Genomic DNA, 16,316 nt, shown 5'->3' with positions numbered 1-16,316 from the left:
GAAGACAAGCGAATTGAGCAACTGAGCCTATTTTAGAAGACTGCCACCCTTTAGGTGGCACACATTTTAACCCGCTTTGAGCGGTTCACATTTACAAGCCTCCGGCTCTGCCGGAGGTATTTTGACTTTTTAAAGTTAAGCCTTTGTGCTGAATGCGGCTATGTCGGCATGGCCAGACAGACGAAACGGGAAAAGCCTTGGTTGTCCGTTAAGCTGTTTAGGCTTATTTATGGCCGATGGCCGAGATCGCACAGGGTTTGTAGCCAATGTGCCGAATCTTGTTTACTCGCCTTGTCAGATTATGAGGTTCGGCAGCGGTATCTTGCCGGACAATGTTAATAGAGCATGGGATAACGCAACGTTTTTCTTCGTATACCGGATGCCTTTCGTGGTAAATTTTACAGTTTCCAGATTCCAATTCGGATACTCCATAAATAATGAGGAAGCCCTAATGAAAATGAATAAAACACTATTACTGTCCAGTTTGTTATTGTCGTCCGCCCTGCCAGCCCATGCCCATACGGGTGTAGGGGCGGTGCATGGTGTGTTGGCGGGGGCGTTACACCCTTTGCTGGGCATAGACCATATTTTGGTGATGCTGGCGGTTGGCCTGTGGGCGGCTTTGCGCAGCGGGAAGGCTTTGTGGCAATTGCCGTTGGCGTTTTTGACGGCAATGGGCGCGGGGGCAGGCTTGTCTATGCTGGGTCTCACTATTTCGGCAGCGGAAACGGCGGTGGCGGGTTCGGTGTTGGCGGCTGGGCTGTTGGTCTGGCGTAACACGCGCATGTCATCGGCTTTGGCGATGGCGGTGGTGGCGGTTTTTGCCCTTGCCCACGGTTATGTCCATGCGGTAGAACTGACAGATAGTGCCGATGCTTTAGGCTATGCGGCAGGGTTTCTGTTGACTACGGCGGCACTGCATGGCTTGGGTTTGGCGGCGGGTGTGGTTGCGGCGGCGCGGGTTAAAATGTTGGCGGCGGGTTTTGGTTTGGTTTGTGCCGTGGTTGGCGTGGGGTTGTTGGCTGGAGTTTGATGCTAATGCCAGAGGAAATGGATTTTCCCATGCGCGTTAAGTTTCGTAGCGTTGCCATTACTTTTTTGTTGCTGTTGGGTGGCATGGTTATCGCTTTGCCTTGGGTGGCGTATTGGTCAATTCTGGCAGGTATACAGGGTCGGCCTACCGCTCCGGCAAAGACTATGACCCAAGCGGAAATTAATGCCATTTGGCTTACCGAAGAGCCGGATTTACCAATGGCCCAGCTAGACGATATTACGCCTTATTGGATTTATGATTTGCTGCTTTGTGGGGTTTATTCAGGGCGGTGTGATGAAGATGGCCTGAAGCATCAAATGTCTCTAATGGCGGTACGCGTGTCACGTCGGTATCTTAGTCATGAAGGTTTTGGAAACCGAAGAGTCAGTATGCTTAAATGGCACACAGGGAATGTAAGCCTTACTATTTGGTTGCAACGCAATAAATCACCTGCCGAATTGATTAGCCTTTATTATGGGCGGTGACTCTGGTGATTGGCATGAGGTTTATGCAGACTTTATTATAGCGACGGTGGTTGTCTAGTGCGAAAAAAGTATGATTTAACGCAATTAAAGGTAAAACGGCGTGGACGGTTGCTTGGATTACCGCCTGAAAATAAGGCAATTGTGCAAACGGCTACACCATTGCCCGCAAGCCCACCTAAATAATATAGCTGACGGGTTATTTTCCGATGCTTCTGCCTTAATAACGCCTACATAACGGTCACACCCTTTTGAAACCCGATACCCTACAGGATGCCCCCTTTCACCTAAATTCCCAGCCTGCCCAAGGTTGGCAAGCCCGTTTGGCATTGGGTTTTGCCCATCGGCATGGCAAGACTGTACTGGCGGAGCGTCGCCATAGCGGCCCGTTAACGGTGCAACGGCCTTTTTATCCCGAAGGCGAGGTGTGCCATTTGTATATTTTGCATCCGCCGGGCGGGGTGGTGGCGGGCGATTGTTTGGCGATTTCGGTGGCGGCGGCTAGCGGTAGCGCGGCGTTGGTGACGACCCCGGCGGCGGGTAAGTTTTACCGTAGCGATGGGGAACTGGCGCGGCAACAAGTGGTGTTGACGGTAGCGGCGGGTGCGGCTTTGGAATGGTTGCCGCAGGAGACGATTGTTTATGAAGGGGCGCGGGTAGCGACCGGGGTACGCTTGGAGTTGGCGGCGGGGGCGCGGTTTATCGGCTGGGAAATTCTCGCCTTCGGCAGGCCTGCCGCTAATGAAGGGTTTAGCCTAGGCGAAGTGGCGATGAATTGGCAAATTTTCCGCGCGGGTCAGTTGTTTTACCGTGAACGCTTGCTGATAGATGCGCAAGCTTTTGCTGCCCTTTGGGGTTTGCAGGGGCAGTCGGCCTGTGGCACCTTGTTCGCCTATCCGGCGACGGCGCAACAGTTGGCGGCGGTGCAGGCACTGATTGGCGAGACTGCCGGGCAGGGCGTGACCTTAATAGACGATTTGTTGATCTGCCGCGCTTTAGATAACCGCGCCGACCGTCTACGGGATTTTTTCCAGCAGGTTTGGCGCGTCTTGCGTCCTGCGGTGCTGGAGCGCGAGGCTTGTGCGCCGCGCATTTGGGCGACTTGATTTTAACCGATGGCTTAGCCTGCATCAGACGAAGGTAAAGAGGAAACCACACCATGCAATTAACGTCACGCGAAAAAGACAAATTATTAATTTTTACCGCCGCCTTATTGGCCGAGCGGCGCAAAGCCCGTGGCCTGAAACTGAATTATCCCGAAGCGGTCGCGTATATTTCCGCCGCGATTATGGAAGGGGCCAGGGATGGGCGCACGGTCGCCGAACTGATGGAGTACGGGCGCACGTTATTAAGCCAAGAGGATGTCATGGAAGGTATCGGCGATATGTTGCCGGATGTGCAGGTGGAGGCGACGTTTCCTGATGGCACTAAGTTAGTGACTGTCCATAATCCGATTGTGTAGGAGCATCCCATGATCCCAGGTGAAATTATCCCCGCCGCTGGCGAGCTTGAGCTGAACGCGGGTTGCCCGACCTTGCGCTTGGTGGTGGCAAATAGCGGCGATAGGCCGATTCAAGTCGGCTCGCATTATCATTTTTACGAAACGAATCCGGCCTTGCAGTTTGACCGTGAGCTGGCGCGGGGGTGGCGTTTGGACATTCCGGCGGGTACGGCGGTGCGCTTTGAGCCGGGGCAACAGCGGGAAATCCAGTTAGTGCCGTTTGCGGGGCTGCGGCGGGTGTTTGGTTTTCGGCAAGCAGTGATGGGCGATTTGGAGCAGACAGTATGAGCAAGATCAGCAGACAAGCTTACGCGGATATGTTTGGCCCGACCACAGGCGATAAAGTCCGTTTGGCCGATACAGAATTGTTTTTGCAGGTTGAGGCTGACCGCACTTTATACGGCGAAGAGGTAAAGTTCGGTGGCGGCAAGGTGATCCGTGACGGCATGGGGCAAAGCCAAGTCGGGGCGGGGCAGGCGATGGATATGGTTATCACTAACGCGCTGATTGTCGATTATTGGGGCATTGTTAAGGCCGATGTCGGCGTTAAGCAAGGCCGTATCGCGGCGATTGGTAAGGCGGGCAACCCCGACATCCAAAACGGCGTGGATATGATTATCGGCCCCGGCACGGAAATTATCGCGGGTGAGGGCAGCATTCTGACCGCTGGCGGTATTGATGCGCATATCCATTTTATTTGTCCGCAACAAATTGAAGAGGCCTTAAATTCGGGTGTGACCACCATGATCGGTGGCGGTACGGGGCCGGCGACCGGGACGAATGCGACCACCTGTACCCCTGGGCCTTGGCATTTGCAGCAAATGCTGTTGGCTTTGGACGGTTTCCCGATGAATTTTGGCTTGCTGGGCAAAGGTAATGCCAGTCTGCCCGCCGCTTTGGAAGAGCAGATATTGGCGGGGGCGATGGGTTTGAAGCTGCATGAAGATTGGGGCACGACTCCCGCCGCGATAGATTGCTGCTTAGGTGTTGCCGAACGCTATGATATACAGGTGGCGATCCATACCGATACCCTGAATGAGTCCGGTTTTGTCGAGGACACGATTGCCGCGTTCCAAGGCCGTACTATCCATACTTACCATACCGAAGGTGCGGGTGGCGGTCATGCGCCTGACATTATTAAGGCCTGCGGATTGCCCAATGTGTTGCCGTCGTCTACAAATCCGACCCGGCCTTATACCATCAATACCGTGGATGAGCATTTGGATATGCTGATGGTGTGCCACCATCTTGATCCGAGCATCCCCGAAGATGTCGCGTTCGCCGAGTCGCGCATCCGCCGCGAAACCATTGCCGCCGAAGATATACTGCATGATCTGGGCGCGTTTTCGATGATTTCTTCCGATTCGCAAGCGATGGGTAGGGTTGGGGAAGTGATTATGCGCACTTGGCAAACCGCACATAAGATGAAACTACAGCGCGGGGCGTTGGCGGAAGACACGGCGGGTAACGATAATTTCCGTATTAAGCGTTATATTGCTAAATATACGATTAACCCGGCCATTAGCCACGGTATCGCCCATGAAGTCGGCTCGATAGAGGTCGGTAAGTTGGCGGATTTGGTGTTGTGGAATCCGGCGTTTTTCGGCGTAAAACCCAGCCTGATTTTAAAAGGCGGTCTGATTGCCGCCGCCGCGATGGGCGACCCGAATGCCTCTATCCCCACGCCGCAACCTGTACATTATCGCCCGATGTTCGGCAGTTTTGGCGTGACCGCCGCCGCCACTTCGATGATTTTCTTGCCGCAAGCGGCGGTGGCGGGCGGCCTGCCTGCCACGTTAGGTTTGCGCAAACGTATTGGCATTGTCAAAAATACGCGTACTATTGGTAAAAAGGATTTAGTGCATAACGCTTACCAGCCTGTTGTCGAGGTGGATCCGCAGACCTATTCGGTGCGGGCGGATGGGGTGTTGTTGACCTGTGAACCGATGGCGGTGTTGCCGATGGCGCAGCGGTATTTTTTGTTTTGATGAATGTATGGTGGATTAAGGGTAAGATAAATACTCTAAAAACTACAAAATATGTAAGATGAATTCCCAATATCATGAGAAAAAGCAAAAAGAAATACCGATTTTTTTAATTGCCCCGATTATCAGTGTCGTATTAATATTTTTGGTTCCAATTTCATATTTTATAACATTTAATGGTGAGTTAGCGAAAAAACAAGACATTTGGGGGCAGTTTGGTGATTATGTTGGTGGTACATTGAATCCAATGCTTTCTTTTGTAACCTTGTTGGTTTTACTTTATACGGTAAAATTACAGAGGAAGGAATTAGATAAAACGTCTAAGCAACTGGAAATATCGGAAAGTTCTTTAGCAAAACAAATTGAAATTTCTAAAAAACAACAATTTGAAGTTACATTTTTTCAGATGCTGACGTTGTTTAATGAAATTACCAGTGAAATTGAAATACAGGTTCCTCAGCCTGAACTTGAAAAGCATGATAATCAATGGGTGCAGATAACAAGCGGCTGGGAGTCGCCTAAAGATATTAGTGGGCGTAAATGCTTTACCGAGTTTTATGACAAGCTAAGAAAGAACCCGATTTGGCTTAGAGGAACATCCAAACAAGATCAAACGAAGAAAATTAGTTCTGCCTATGGGTATTTTCATGGCAGTTATAAAGACGAAACAGATCATTATTTCAAAATGTTATGTAATATTTTGAAATTTATAAAAAATAGCGATATTGAAGACAAGCAATTTTATACGGATTTAGTTATGGCGCTCTTATCTACTCAAGAACTACTAATGCTTTTTTACAACGGGTTAAGTTTAGGTTCCGAAAGCTTCAAACCACTAATAGAAGAGTTTCAATTGTTTAAAGGTATTACCGCACAGCAATTGGTTGATAGTTCACACTACGAGTTATATGCGAGTTCTGCTTATGGAAATTCATGAGCGCAGATGTATCCAGTTCCTACACTGGATCTGTCGATATGTTAGATTGTATGTTATTTATTATTACTCAATTTAGGTAGTGACTCAGAGCGTGGAAACTATAATTATAGGTGCAATTATGAAACACGCATTCACCCTAGAATATTGGCAAGATAATGGCGGGTATGCGGGCAGGCTTAAGGAAGTGCAGGGTGTGTTTAGCCAAGGCGAAACCTTGCAAGAATTGGAAGAGAATATTGAAGATGCTTATAAGCTATTGATGGAAGACGAAAGTTCTCTTGACCTGCCGATTGTCCAGTTCAAACAAGTATTACTTGAAACAGAAGGGCAGACCGCTTACCGACTGATGCAGCAATCGGGTTTTATTGGCTGTATGGAAGGTGATGGCTTGTTTTCGGAAAATTATAAAAGCTTTTTGGGCTAGAGTAACTTCGCGCCCGCTGTTTATGTTGTATACCTCTATGGCAATCCTGCCAACGCTACATTTAATGACACCATGTTGAAACTGACCGAACTAGCCCCCTCTGATACCCCAGCCGATGATATTTTGACCTTGCCGTTTGAATCGCGGCAAAAAAGCCGTTTGCCTGCCTGTACCGATGGTGGGGTAAAAGTCGGCTTGTTTTTACAGCGTGGGCAGTATTTGCGCTCTGGTGTGGTGCTGACGGGTAACGAAAAATTTCGGGTGATGATTAAGGCCGCGCCAGAAACCTTGTCGGTCGTCCGTACCGATGATGCCTTGCTGTTCGCGCGGCTTTGTTACCATTTGGGCAACCGCCATATTGCGTTGCAGATTTTGCCGGGGGAGTTGCGGTTTTTGAGTGACCATGTTCTGGATGCGATGGTCGAGGGCTTGGGTGGTGTGGTAATACACGACATTTTACCGTTTGAACCGGAAGCTGGCGCGTATAAGAGCCATGGTCACTGATCTGGCGTTATTGCGTTTGTTGCAACTGGTTAGCCCCGGTTTGCCGATAGGCATGTATAGCTATTCGCAAGGCTTGGAGCGGGCGGTGGAGGATGGTTGGGTCAGTAATGCCGAGGCTGCCCGCGCGTGGATAGGCGGCATTTTACAGACGGGTATGACACTGGTGGATGTGCCGATTCTGCTGAGATTGTATGCGGCTTGGCAGCGCGACGATAGCGCGGCGGTTGGCGAGTGGAGCCAAACCTTGACGGCTTGCAGGGAAACTGCCGAATTACGCGCCGAAGATCGGCAAACCGGGCAGGCGTTAGCGCGCTTATTGGTGAATTTAGCGGTTCCTGACGCGCAAGCGTGGTTGCGCCACCCTGAGGCGACGCTGGCGACAGCGTATAGTTTGGCGGCTGTGCGTTGGGGGATAGAACCGCGTGCGGCGGCTATCGGTTATGTTTGGGGCTGGTTAGAGAACCAAGTCCTGTGCGCCGTTAAGTTAGTGCCGTTAGGGCAGGTCGCCGGACAGCAGTTGTTGCAGGCCTTGGCGGCGCAAATTCCCGCACAGGTTGACCGGGCGTTGTTGCTGGCCGATGCCGAGCTGGGCGGCAGCGCGTTCGGCTTGGCGTTGGCCAGTAGCCGCCATGAAAATCAATATTCCCGATTATTCCGATCCTAGGAGGTGTAGAGCATGAGTGATAAACCCGTTTTAAGAGTAGGCATAGGCGGCCCGGTGGGTTCCGGCAAAACAGCGTTGGTCGATGCCTTGTGTAAGCGGATGCGCGACCAATTTGAAATTGCCGTGGTGACTAACGACATTTACACCCGCGAAGACCAGCAGTTTTTAATCCGCAGCCAAGCTTTGCCGGAAGAGCGTATTTTAGGCGTGGAGACGGGCGGTTGCCCGCATACGGCCATCCGTGAAGATGCGTCGATGAATCTTGCGGCTGTGGATGAACTGTGCGAGCGTTGGGAAAATCTGGACTTTATCATGGTGGAAAGCGGCGGCGATAACCTGAGCGCGACCTTCAGCCCGGAACTGGCCGATTTGACCATTTATGTGATTGATGTCTCGGCGGGCGACAAAATCCCCCGCAAAGGCGGCCCCGGCATTACCCGTTCGGATTTGTTGGTGATTAATAAAATCGACCTGGCGCCTTATGTCGGCGCGTCTTTGGAAGTGATGGACAGGGATGCGAAGAAAATGCGTGGAGAACGGCCTTTTGTGTTCAGTAATTTGAAAACGGGCACGGGCTTGGGGGATATTGAGGCGTTTATTATACAGGCGGGGATGTTGGAGGTGGCGGGATAAATGTGGGGTTTTGTATTCCTGTTTTGTTTTTTGTTTGAAAAATATCAAAACTGTTTTAAAACAGTTTTGATATAAAATGCTTCCGAGTGGACACTGCTCTCTCACCCTTTGCCACGATGAATGTTTACCCCCGCGCCTGCTATGGCATTTTTAAGTGTTCGTGCGACGTTTTTGTCTGACCTTCCAGAAGTGGTAGTCCAGTTGCATCCCTCGCCATACCTCACTTCATCCACAAGCTTATCTCCCTTTGAACAATTTCCCCCGCCATTCCCCCAGATGGCTATAATGCCCTATCCCATTTTCTAGTTTTGCCCCCATGCTCACATCACCCCATACTTCGGCGCGGATTTACCGTGTCGCGTTAGCTGTGCCTATTTTTAGCCTGTTTGATTATCTGGCACCTGATGATGCCCCGGTTTGTTTGGGGGTGCGGGTGGAGGTGCCGTTTGGGAAGGGTAGCAAAATCGGGGTGTTGGTGGCGGTGGCGGAGAGCAGTACGGTGGCGGAGGCGAAGTTAAGGCCGATTGTGCGGCGGGTGGATGAGCAGCCTGTGTTAGTGGCGGCGGATATGGCGTTGTTGCAGTGGGTGAGCCGTTATTATCATTATCCGTTGGGGATGGTGATCAGCACTGCCTTACCTGCGGGTTTGCGCCAAGGTAAGGCGGCGGTGTTGCCTCGCGCCCGTTATTACGCGCTGACGGAGGCGGGTAGGGGCTTCGATGCGTTGTTGTTAAAACGCGCCCCGCAACAGAAAAAGCTGGTCGAACAGTTGCAGGGGCAGGATGGGGTTATTTCGGAAGCGGAATTGGCGTTAGGTGGTAGCACTTGGCGGGCGGTGGTGAAGGCGTTGCAAGACAAGGGTTTGCTGGCTTTGGCCGACGCGCCGGAGGTGGCGGTGCGGGCGTTTAATCAGCAACCGGGCTTGGCCTGTAATGCCGACCAACAGGCGGCGATTACGGCGGTGACGGAGAGTTTCGGGCAGTTTCGGGTGTTTTTGTTGGATGGGGTGACGGGCAGCGGTAAGACGGAGGTGTATATGCAGTTGATTGCTGTCGCCTTGGCGCGGGGCTTGCAGGTGTTGGTGCTGGTGCCGGAGATTACCCTGACACCGCAATTGGAGGAGCGGTTCCGGCGGCGCTTTAGCGTCAATATCGCCTTATCGCATTCTAAGTTGACCGATACTCAGCGGCAGACGGCGTGGTTGCAAATGCAGCAGGGCGAGTGTGCGATTTTGTTGGGTACGCGTTCGGCGTTGTTTACGCCGTTTAAGAAGTTGGGGCTGATTATTCTGGATGAGGAGCATGACACCTCGTTTAAGCAGCAGGAGGGCTTGCGGTTTTCGGCGCGGGATGTGGCGGTGGTGCGCGGGCAACGGGTGGGGGTTCCGGTAGTGTTGGGGTCGGCGACTCCGGCTTTGGAGAGCCTTTATAATGCCGAGGCGGGGCGTTATCGGCATTTGCGTTTGCCGAAACGGGCAGGGGAGGCGGTGCAACCGGGCTTGCAGTTGTTGGACATCCGTAACCAACGCTTACAAGAGGGTTTGTCTGAGCCGTTGCTGGCGGCGATCCGCGCGACGGTGGCGAAGGGTGAGCAGGTGCTGATTTTTTTAAATCGGCGCGGTTTTGCGCCGACTTTGATTTGCCACAGTTGCGCGTGGGTGGCGCGGTGCCGCCGTTGTGAGGCCAATTTGGTTATCCATCGCCATGAGCAGCGTTTGCGTTGCCACCATTGCGGCTCGGAACAAGCGTTGCCTACGCTGTGTCCGGCCTGTAAAACGGGGGTGCTGACGGCGTTGGGTTTGGGGACGGAGCGGGTTGAGCAGCTGTTGGGCGGATTGTTTGCCGATAAGGTGGTGGTGCGATTGGACCGCGATACGACCCAGCGCAAGGGGACGTTGGAGCAGTTTTTGGAACAAATCAACACAGGGCAGGCGGATATTATTTTGGGTACGCAAATGCTGGCGAAAGGCCACCATTTTGCCAATGTGACGCTGGTGGCGGTTTTGGATGTGGACAGCGGTTTGTTCAGTATTGATTTTCATGCGGCGGAAAAGCTCGCGCAGTTGTTGGTGCAGGTCTCAGGCCGTGCCGGACGTGCCGACAAGCTGGGTAAGGTGGTGATGCAGACCCGCCGCCCTGACCATCCCTTGTTGCTGGCTTTGCTGCATTCGGGGTATCACCGTTTTGCCCAAACGGCCTTGGCGGAACGTCAGGAGGCGCTGTTGCCGCCGTTCAGTTATCAGGCCTTGCTACGGGTACAGGCGGCCCACGCCGACGCGCCGCTGCAATTTTTGGCGGCGGTGGTGGACTTGTTGGCGGAAGCCGCCTCGCCGGAGCTGCTGGTGTTGGGGCCGGTCGCCGCGCCGATGGCAAAACGTGCGGGGTTGTTCCGTTATCAGTTGTTGTTGCAAAGTACCGACCGCCGCTTGTTGCATCAGGCTTTAGGGCGGTTGGTGCCGCAAATGGAGGCTTTAAAGTCTAAGCAGAAAGTGCGCTGGTCTTTGGATGTGGATCCGGTCGATTTGTATTAAACGCTTTGCCGTTGCCAAAACAGAAAATGCCACTCTCTTACGGTTGGGCTTGGCTTAAAGGATTAACCGCCCACACCTTCTTGTTTTCGCTGAGGAAGACTTCTTTTTCAGCAAATCCCGCGACGTTTCCAGTGTCAATGTGTGTCCTAGCCAACAGACAACGTTTAGATGCAGACGGATAATCACGGTTCGAGGCGCATTCTGTGGTGTCTATGCGCCGACCCTTGAAACAATTCGGAGACTATTCATGAAACTAAGTCGCAATCAATTTACTTTTGCAAGCATTCGCCGTTTTGCGGCGGCAACATTAATCGCTGGCTGTTTTATCGCGTCTGGATCGGTTCTGGCTGCCGCTAAAGATGATCCAGAGGCAGACCATGCGGAATTACGCATTAATGATATGCACGCTAAGCTACAAATTACGGCCCCACAGGAAGCGCAGTGGGCAAAAATTGCTCAGGCGATGCAGGAAGATGCTAAAAATATGGATGCGCTGAGTCAGGCAAGAATCGACCACGAAAAAGACATGACTGCGGTTGATGATCTGAAATCCTACGGCGAAATAGCGCAAGCCCATGCAGACGGGATTAAGAAATTGATTCCGTTGTTTGCTACCCTCTATGACGGTATGGCAGACCCGCAGAAAAAAGTCGCCGATACGTTTTTCCGTGAAGGCCCTCAAACGAAAGGCCATAAAAAAGCCAAATAATGATGGCTATCCGTATCGGCTATTTCAGGTCGTTTTAGTAGCAAGCATTCCAACATAAAGGAAAAGCTATGAAATTTTTACTCCAGTTAGGCAGGTTGTTCAGGTCTGGCGGCGGCAAGCTTATAACGGCACTCGCTTTCGTTGCCGTGATAAGTGCGTTGTCTGTATCGCCGGCGTTTGCTGACCGTGACAATGGCAATGGTCATGGCAAAGGCAAAGATCATGGGGGGCAACATGGCCATGGCAACCAGCATGGCGATAACGACCATCATTATGGCCGGAATTATGGCTATCCGCTTCGGTATCGGCAACCTTATGCTTATCGGTCTGGGTATCGGCCTCCTTATGGTTATGGCTACCGTTCACCTTATGGCTATGGTTATAGGCCGCGTTATACCTACGCCCAACCAGTTTATGTGCCGAGACCGTTGTACTATAGACCCGTACAATCGCCGGGCATCAGTTTATTTTTCCCGCTGAATGCAAACCGCCGATAGTTTGGGCTTAAAGGGACGGGCGGGCAATATGTCCGCATTTCTCTGTTTGCCTAGGTTAGGTCATACCTGTTCCGTCTAGGCTTTCCAATACTTTAAAACCTGGAAGGTCTGGCGGTAAGAGTAAAAATGCGTTCATGCCGATGCAACGTGTTCCCCCGCAATATCCGCCGCCATAAATTCGTTAATCTCCTCTTGCCGCGTAAAATTACCGTATGCCAAAGCCAATTTGGTATAGGCGGTTTCTAGCGATAAATTCCATAACACTTGCGCCCCTTGGTCGAGTAACTGGCGGGTGCTTTGGTAAGCGTCGGGCGAGTGCAGGGCGGGGGCTAGGTAGAGGGGGATGTTGTGCGTCCGGCAATGGTCGAGAAAAGCGGGCAGGGCGCGGTTTGGGCCGCTGCTGGGGGAGACGCAGGCGGTGCCGGAGTGGTAGAGGTCGTGTAGGATGGCATCGGTATGGGTAAGGTTGATGCTGCGGTAGTCTAAGCCGGGGTACGGGCGTATCAGGGTGATGCGGTCGCAAAAGCGCGGTTTTAGCGGGTAGGTTTTGCCCGATGCGGCTTGCCGTGGGTTGAGGACGGTAAATTGCCCATCGCTGTACTGCATATAGCTTTTATGTTGGATGCTGATAAAATCGCCGCTCAGTTGCAGGGAGGCTGCAAGGTGGTGGCCTCGATGCACCTGCATAGATTGCCCGGGGTTGCGGTAAGGCACAAACACGCCTGTGTGTGGCTGGTGGCGGATAAAGTCCACGGCGCAGCTAAAATTAACCAAGCCGTTGGCGCGGGGGTCGGTGAGCGGGTAATTGCTGGAGACCAGTAATATGGGTACGGTTAAGGCATGGAAATAGCAGCTTAAGGCGGCGGCGGTGAAGCTTAAGGTGTCGGTGCCGTGGGTGATGATAATACCGTCGAAGTCGGTGGCTGGCGCGGCTTCCAGAGCCTTGATCAGGGTAGTCCAATCGGCGGGGGTCAGGTTCTCGCTTAACAGGGTCAAGGGCTGGAGGGTGGTGAACGTCACTTGTCCGGCTTCAGCGTATTGGTCGTGGAACTGTTGCAACAGCGTGTACGGTGCGCGGGTGGAGGTATTGATCGTGCCGCCAGCGACTGTGGAGCCGATGGTGCCGCCAGTAAATACCAGCAAAATATTTTTTCTAGTCATAGTATGATGTGGCCTTTTAGTCGATGTGGCGGCATATCTGCCCTTCCCGTCTCTTTTTAGCGTTTAGCATAGCAAAGCCTTCTTAGTAAGAACATGAAAATATCACTGATTGTCGCCCTGTCCAGTAACCGTGTTATTGGGGCCGATAAGCAAATGCCTTGGCATTTGTCGGCGGATTTAAAAAAATTTAAGCAGATTACCCTAGGGTCGCCGATTATCATGGGCCGAAAAACCTTCGAATCCATTGGCAGGCCTTTACCGGGTCGGACAAATATTGTCGTCAGCCGTAATGTCGCTTATCAGCCGGAGGGAGTAGTCGTGTTTACGTCTTTGGCGGCGGCCTTAAGCCATGCCTGTGGTGAGTCTGAACAGGTGTTTGTCATCGGCGGGGCAAGCTTATACGAAGCCGCCTTGCCGTTGGCGGCTGAGCTGTACCTGACGCAAATCCACCGGGAGTTTGCGGGCGACACTTATTTTCCGGCGTTGGATATGTCGGCTTGGCGGGAGGTGGAGCGCGAGGATGTGGATGATGATCCGCAGGTGGCGTTTAAGTATAGTTTTTTGAGGATGCTTAGGGTGGCTTAAGTATGGTGGAGCGCGGGCATCTTGCCCGCCAGTTGCGGGCAAGATGCCCGCGCTCCACTACCTAATTTTTAGCGTTTGCCTGAATGATTAATGGGCGTGGCGTTAAAGGTTTGTGTTGGCTCATATTGTCTTTTGGGGATAGGGCTGATCGGATAGCGGTGCACAAAAACCTATCCGCACTTCTAAGCCGCCACCGTCACGCTGTAGAAAATCAATGGCGGCTTGGTGCGTTTCGATGATTTTATCGACTATCGCCAAACCCAAACCATAACCCACCGAGCCGCGGGCTGTGTCGGCCCTGGCGAAAGGTCGGCGTAATTTGTCGATATCGGCTGTTGAAATGCCCGCCCCGCGATCTAAAACCCGCAAATAAAGCACACCGTCTTGGTGGTCGGTAGCGATGGTAATATCTTTATTGGCATATTTGATGGCGTTATCGAGTAAATTTTTCAGTAACCTTTCAATGGCAAACGGCCGCACCCAGACCTCTGCTTCTTCACATAACGCTAAGCCGATAGGATAACCGTTGGCCTTGTAGTTGGCGGCGCAAAGCAGCGCCAGATCATTCAGGTCAACATACTGCATAGGCTCGTTAGCCGAATCATAAGCAAAATCTAAACATTGTTTGAGGCCGCTTTCTATTTCTGTCAGGTTAGCAAGGACACGGTTTTTTAGGGCACTGTCAAAATCGCCGCCGATCATTTCAATGGCTAATTGGATGCGGGTGATGGGGGTGCGCAAATCATGGGAAATGCCTGCCAACATCAAATTACGGTCAGCTTCCATTGCCGACAAATCGGTGCTCATACGGTTAAGGGCATGGATAAAAGCGATAATTTCTTGCGGCCCCTCTTCCTTAATTGTTCCGACACGCTGTCCCTTACCAATGCGCCCGACTATATCCGACAGGTGCTGTAAGGGGCGTTTTAAAGCTTGTTGGCTAATCAGTCCGCCTAATAAGGCTAAACAAACCATAAAAACAGCCAGGCCTAACCATCTTTCGTTCATGTCGGCATTGAAGGGTGCGGTAGTGAACCTTAGCCAGTAAGGCTGCTTATCAATGTCAATCCGTACCCAAACCGTTACCTCAGGATCGCTTTGGTAAATCAAGGTTTCATCAGGATTCAGTTTTTTGGCGAACGCCTGCAAAAATTTTTCGACAATGAACGGTGGCGGGCTGGGGTTTTGGCTTATATTGGGCGGTGTCTGCTGGACATGGATACTGAGTTTATTGGCTAATTTATCAACATAAAGGTGGCGTTTTTCTGGCGGCAACAAAGTCAAAGCCGCTTTGACGCTGTATAAGTGGCCTTCCGCTAAATCGGCCATTAATAATAGGCGCGGACGTTGCACCCAATAGGCGAAAAAAGAGGCAGTGAGCAGTTGGGTAATGATAATGATACCCATAATTAATAAGCTACTGCGTGAGAAGACCGAACGGGGTATCATCTTCACCGTTTTTCTCCTGTCGGAACAAATACATAGCCAAACCCCCAAACGGTTTGGATAAATTTAGGGTCGGCAGGGTTGTCCTCAAGGATTTTACGCAAACGCCGGATTTGGACATCAATACTACGGTCGGACACTTCATTGTCACGGTTGCGCGACAGTTCCAGCAAACGGTCACGCGACTGGGCTTTTAAAGGATGGCTGACTAAGGCGTTCAGCAAAGCAAATTCGCCCGTGGTCAGGTTGATGGTTTCATCGGCATTTTTTAGCGCCCGCTGTTGGCAATCCAGTATGAAATGGCCGATGGGAATTTGCTCGCCCCGCTCCGGTGTACCGGGTATTTTTGCATAGGCTTGGCGCCGCAACAGGCTTTTAATCCGCGCATACAATTCCCGCGGATTGAATGGTTTTGGCAGATAATCATCGGCGCCGACTTCAATGCCGATAATCCGGTCAATATCTTGGCCTTTAGCGGTCAACATAAGGGTAGGCAAATAAAACCCTTCGGCGCGGAGTTTGGCGCACAGGCTCAGGCCATCTTCGCCCGGCAACATAATATCCAAAATCAGCACGTCAAACGTCTCCCGCTCCATCAGCCGCCGCATGGCGACACCATTTTCGACGGCCCGCACGGTCAAACCTTGTTCACTCAGATACCGCGTCAGCAACGTGCGGATTTCCAAGTCATCATCAACAATTAAAATTCGGTCGCTCATAGTCCTTGCCAATAAGTCATAAAATTATGCAAATATCCAAGATAAAGTTTGCCTGCTTTTCTGCATCTTGCCATAACAGCAAAACACCATGCTCTTCATGGTGAAAAAATTTTAACAAATAGCTTAGCAAGTCAAGTGATTTATGCACATAAAAAAAGTTAATTTTTCACAACCCTATTAGCTTATCAGTTTCAATACGCCAATGCGGACTAAATTGTGACAAAACATGACAAAAAAGACTGCTTGTCATATTTGCTCATAAAGGCGGTAAATTTGCACATGCTTTTGCCATAACTCGCGGCTAAACTTGAGTTATGAAAACACGGTAGGAAAACTGCTGTTTTCATAATAACCCAGCGTCAAGCGTAACCCTAGCCTGTGCTTGGCCGAACCTACGCTGCGAGACAGGAGTCGAGTAGTCCCCAGAAGCGATAGTGCCTGAGTTTTCACGAAGCGAAGCGGAAGTGAAAATGCAGGCTATACGAAATCGCGTCGAGTCATTGGAG

At 51.6% G+C, this 16,316-nt stretch carries 18 protein-coding genes; 15 read left to right on the top strand and 3 right to left on the bottom strand.

Features of this window, described 5'->3' with window-relative positions:
* The first annotated feature begins 451 nt into the window (after positions 1-451).
* The 14 genes from AADEFJLK_RS04675 (at position 452) to AADEFJLK_RS23845 (ending at position 11,899) form a co-directional block, all read left to right on the top strand.
* The gene (locus AADEFJLK_RS04675) at positions 452-1,033 is read left to right on the top strand and encodes a HupE/UreJ family protein (protein WP_103973452.1); all 582 of its coding nucleotides are present in this window, start codon (positions 452-454) and stop codon (positions 1,031-1,033) included.
* Positions 1,034-1,062: 29 nt separating this feature from the next.
* The gene (locus tag AADEFJLK_RS04670) at positions 1,063-1,518 is read left to right on the top strand and encodes a hypothetical protein (RefSeq protein WP_103973451.1); all 456 of its coding nucleotides are present in this window, start codon (positions 1,063-1,065) and stop codon (positions 1,516-1,518) included.
* A gap of 248 nt (positions 1,519-1,766) precedes the next feature.
* Positions 1,767-2,621 (top strand): urease accessory protein UreD, encoded by an 855-nt coding sequence (locus AADEFJLK_RS04665; protein WP_103973450.1) that lies wholly within the window; start codon positions 1,767-1,769, stop codon positions 2,619-2,621.
* A gap of 53 nt (positions 2,622-2,674) precedes the next feature.
* On the top strand, positions 2,675-2,977 hold the full coding sequence (ureA, locus tag AADEFJLK_RS04660; protein WP_088618544.1) for an urease subunit gamma: 303 nt from the start codon (positions 2,675-2,677) through the stop codon (positions 2,975-2,977).
* A gap of 9 nt (positions 2,978-2,986) precedes the next feature.
* Positions 2,987-3,304 carry an urease subunit beta gene (locus AADEFJLK_RS04655; protein ID WP_088618543.1) on the top strand — a complete coding sequence of 106 codons (318 nt, stop codon included), beginning with the start codon at positions 2,987-2,989 and terminating at the stop codon, positions 3,302-3,304.
* Positions 3,301-5,004 carry an urease subunit alpha gene (gene ureC, locus AADEFJLK_RS04650; RefSeq protein ID WP_103973449.1) on the top strand — a complete coding sequence of 568 codons (1,704 nt, stop codon included), beginning with the start codon at positions 3,301-3,303 and terminating at the stop codon, positions 5,002-5,004. Before AADEFJLK_RS04655 ends, ureC begins: the two co-directional genes overlap by 4 nt.
* Positions 5,005-5,062: 58 nt before the next feature.
* The gene (locus tag AADEFJLK_RS04645) at positions 5,063-5,938 is read left to right on the top strand and encodes a putative phage abortive infection protein (RefSeq protein ID WP_103973448.1); all 876 of its coding nucleotides are present in this window, start codon (positions 5,063-5,065) and stop codon (positions 5,936-5,938) included.
* A 118-nt stretch (positions 5,939-6,056) separates the two neighbouring features.
* Complete coding sequence (locus AADEFJLK_RS25465; protein ID WP_249027973.1) at positions 6,057-6,362, top strand: type II toxin-antitoxin system HicB family antitoxin; 306 nt, start codon at positions 6,057-6,059, stop codon at positions 6,360-6,362.
* Between the two features lie 72 nt (positions 6,363-6,434).
* A complete protein-coding gene (gene ureE, locus AADEFJLK_RS04635) occupies positions 6,435-6,866 on the top strand; it encodes an urease accessory protein UreE (protein WP_103973447.1) in 432 nt (143 codons plus the stop codon).
* Entirely contained in the window at positions 6,856-7,530 is a 675-nt protein-coding gene (locus AADEFJLK_RS04630; protein WP_103973446.1) for an urease accessory protein UreF, read from the top strand. The genes ureE and AADEFJLK_RS04630 overlap by 11 nt, the downstream gene beginning before the upstream one ends.
* Before the next feature lie 12 nt (positions 7,531-7,542).
* Complete coding sequence (ureG, locus tag AADEFJLK_RS04625) at positions 7,543-8,163, top strand: urease accessory protein UreG (protein ID WP_103973445.1); 621 nt, start codon at positions 7,543-7,545, stop codon at positions 8,161-8,163.
* Between the two features lie 316 nt (positions 8,164-8,479).
* Positions 8,480-10,693 carry a primosomal protein N' gene (locus AADEFJLK_RS04620; protein ID WP_103973444.1) on the top strand — a complete coding sequence of 738 codons (2,214 nt, stop codon included), beginning with the start codon at positions 8,480-8,482 and terminating at the stop codon, positions 10,691-10,693.
* A gap of 247 nt (positions 10,694-10,940) precedes the next feature.
* Positions 10,941-11,402 (top strand): Spy/CpxP family protein refolding chaperone, encoded by a 462-nt coding sequence (locus AADEFJLK_RS04615; RefSeq protein WP_103973443.1) that lies wholly within the window; start codon positions 10,941-10,943, stop codon positions 11,400-11,402.
* A 68-nt stretch (positions 11,403-11,470) separates the two neighbouring features.
* Positions 11,471-11,899: a hypothetical protein gene (locus AADEFJLK_RS23845; protein WP_146054508.1), complete on the top strand. Its 429-nt coding sequence runs from the start codon at positions 11,471-11,473 to the stop codon at positions 11,897-11,899.
* Between the two features lie 132 nt (positions 11,900-12,031).
* Here AADEFJLK_RS23845 and AADEFJLK_RS04600 read toward each other — a convergent pair whose 3' ends face one another.
* Positions 12,032-13,060 (bottom strand): asparaginase, encoded by a 1,029-nt coding sequence (locus AADEFJLK_RS04600; RefSeq protein ID WP_103973440.1) that lies wholly within the window; start codon positions 13,058-13,060, stop codon positions 12,032-12,034.
* 93 nt (positions 13,061-13,153) lie between these two features.
* On the opposite strand from AADEFJLK_RS04600, the gene AADEFJLK_RS04595 reads away from it, so the two are divergent.
* Entirely contained in the window at positions 13,154-13,645 is a 492-nt protein-coding gene (locus AADEFJLK_RS04595; RefSeq protein ID WP_103973439.1) for a dihydrofolate reductase, read from the top strand.
* A gap of 120 nt (positions 13,646-13,765) precedes the next feature.
* On the opposite strand, the gene AADEFJLK_RS04590 is transcribed toward AADEFJLK_RS04595, so the two are convergent.
* Both AADEFJLK_RS04590 and AADEFJLK_RS04585 read right to left on the bottom strand, forming a co-directional pair.
* Positions 13,766-15,094 carry an ATP-binding protein gene (locus tag AADEFJLK_RS04590; RefSeq protein WP_103973438.1) on the bottom strand — a complete coding sequence of 443 codons (1,329 nt, stop codon included), beginning with the start codon at positions 15,092-15,094 and terminating at the stop codon, positions 13,766-13,768.
* A gap of 2 nt (positions 15,095-15,096) precedes the next feature.
* Positions 15,097-15,810 carry a response regulator gene (locus tag AADEFJLK_RS04585; RefSeq protein ID WP_088618528.1) on the bottom strand — a complete coding sequence of 238 codons (714 nt, stop codon included), beginning with the start codon at positions 15,808-15,810 and terminating at the stop codon, positions 15,097-15,099.
* Between the last annotated feature and the right edge of the window lie 506 nt (positions 15,811-16,316).

The sequence above is a fragment of the Methylovulum psychrotolerans genome, assembly GCF_002923755.1.
Classification (GTDB): Bacteria; Pseudomonadota; Gammaproteobacteria; order Methylococcales; family Methylomonadaceae; genus Methylovulum; species Methylovulum psychrotolerans.
This window is presented reverse-complemented; position numbering and strand designations above follow the sequence as displayed.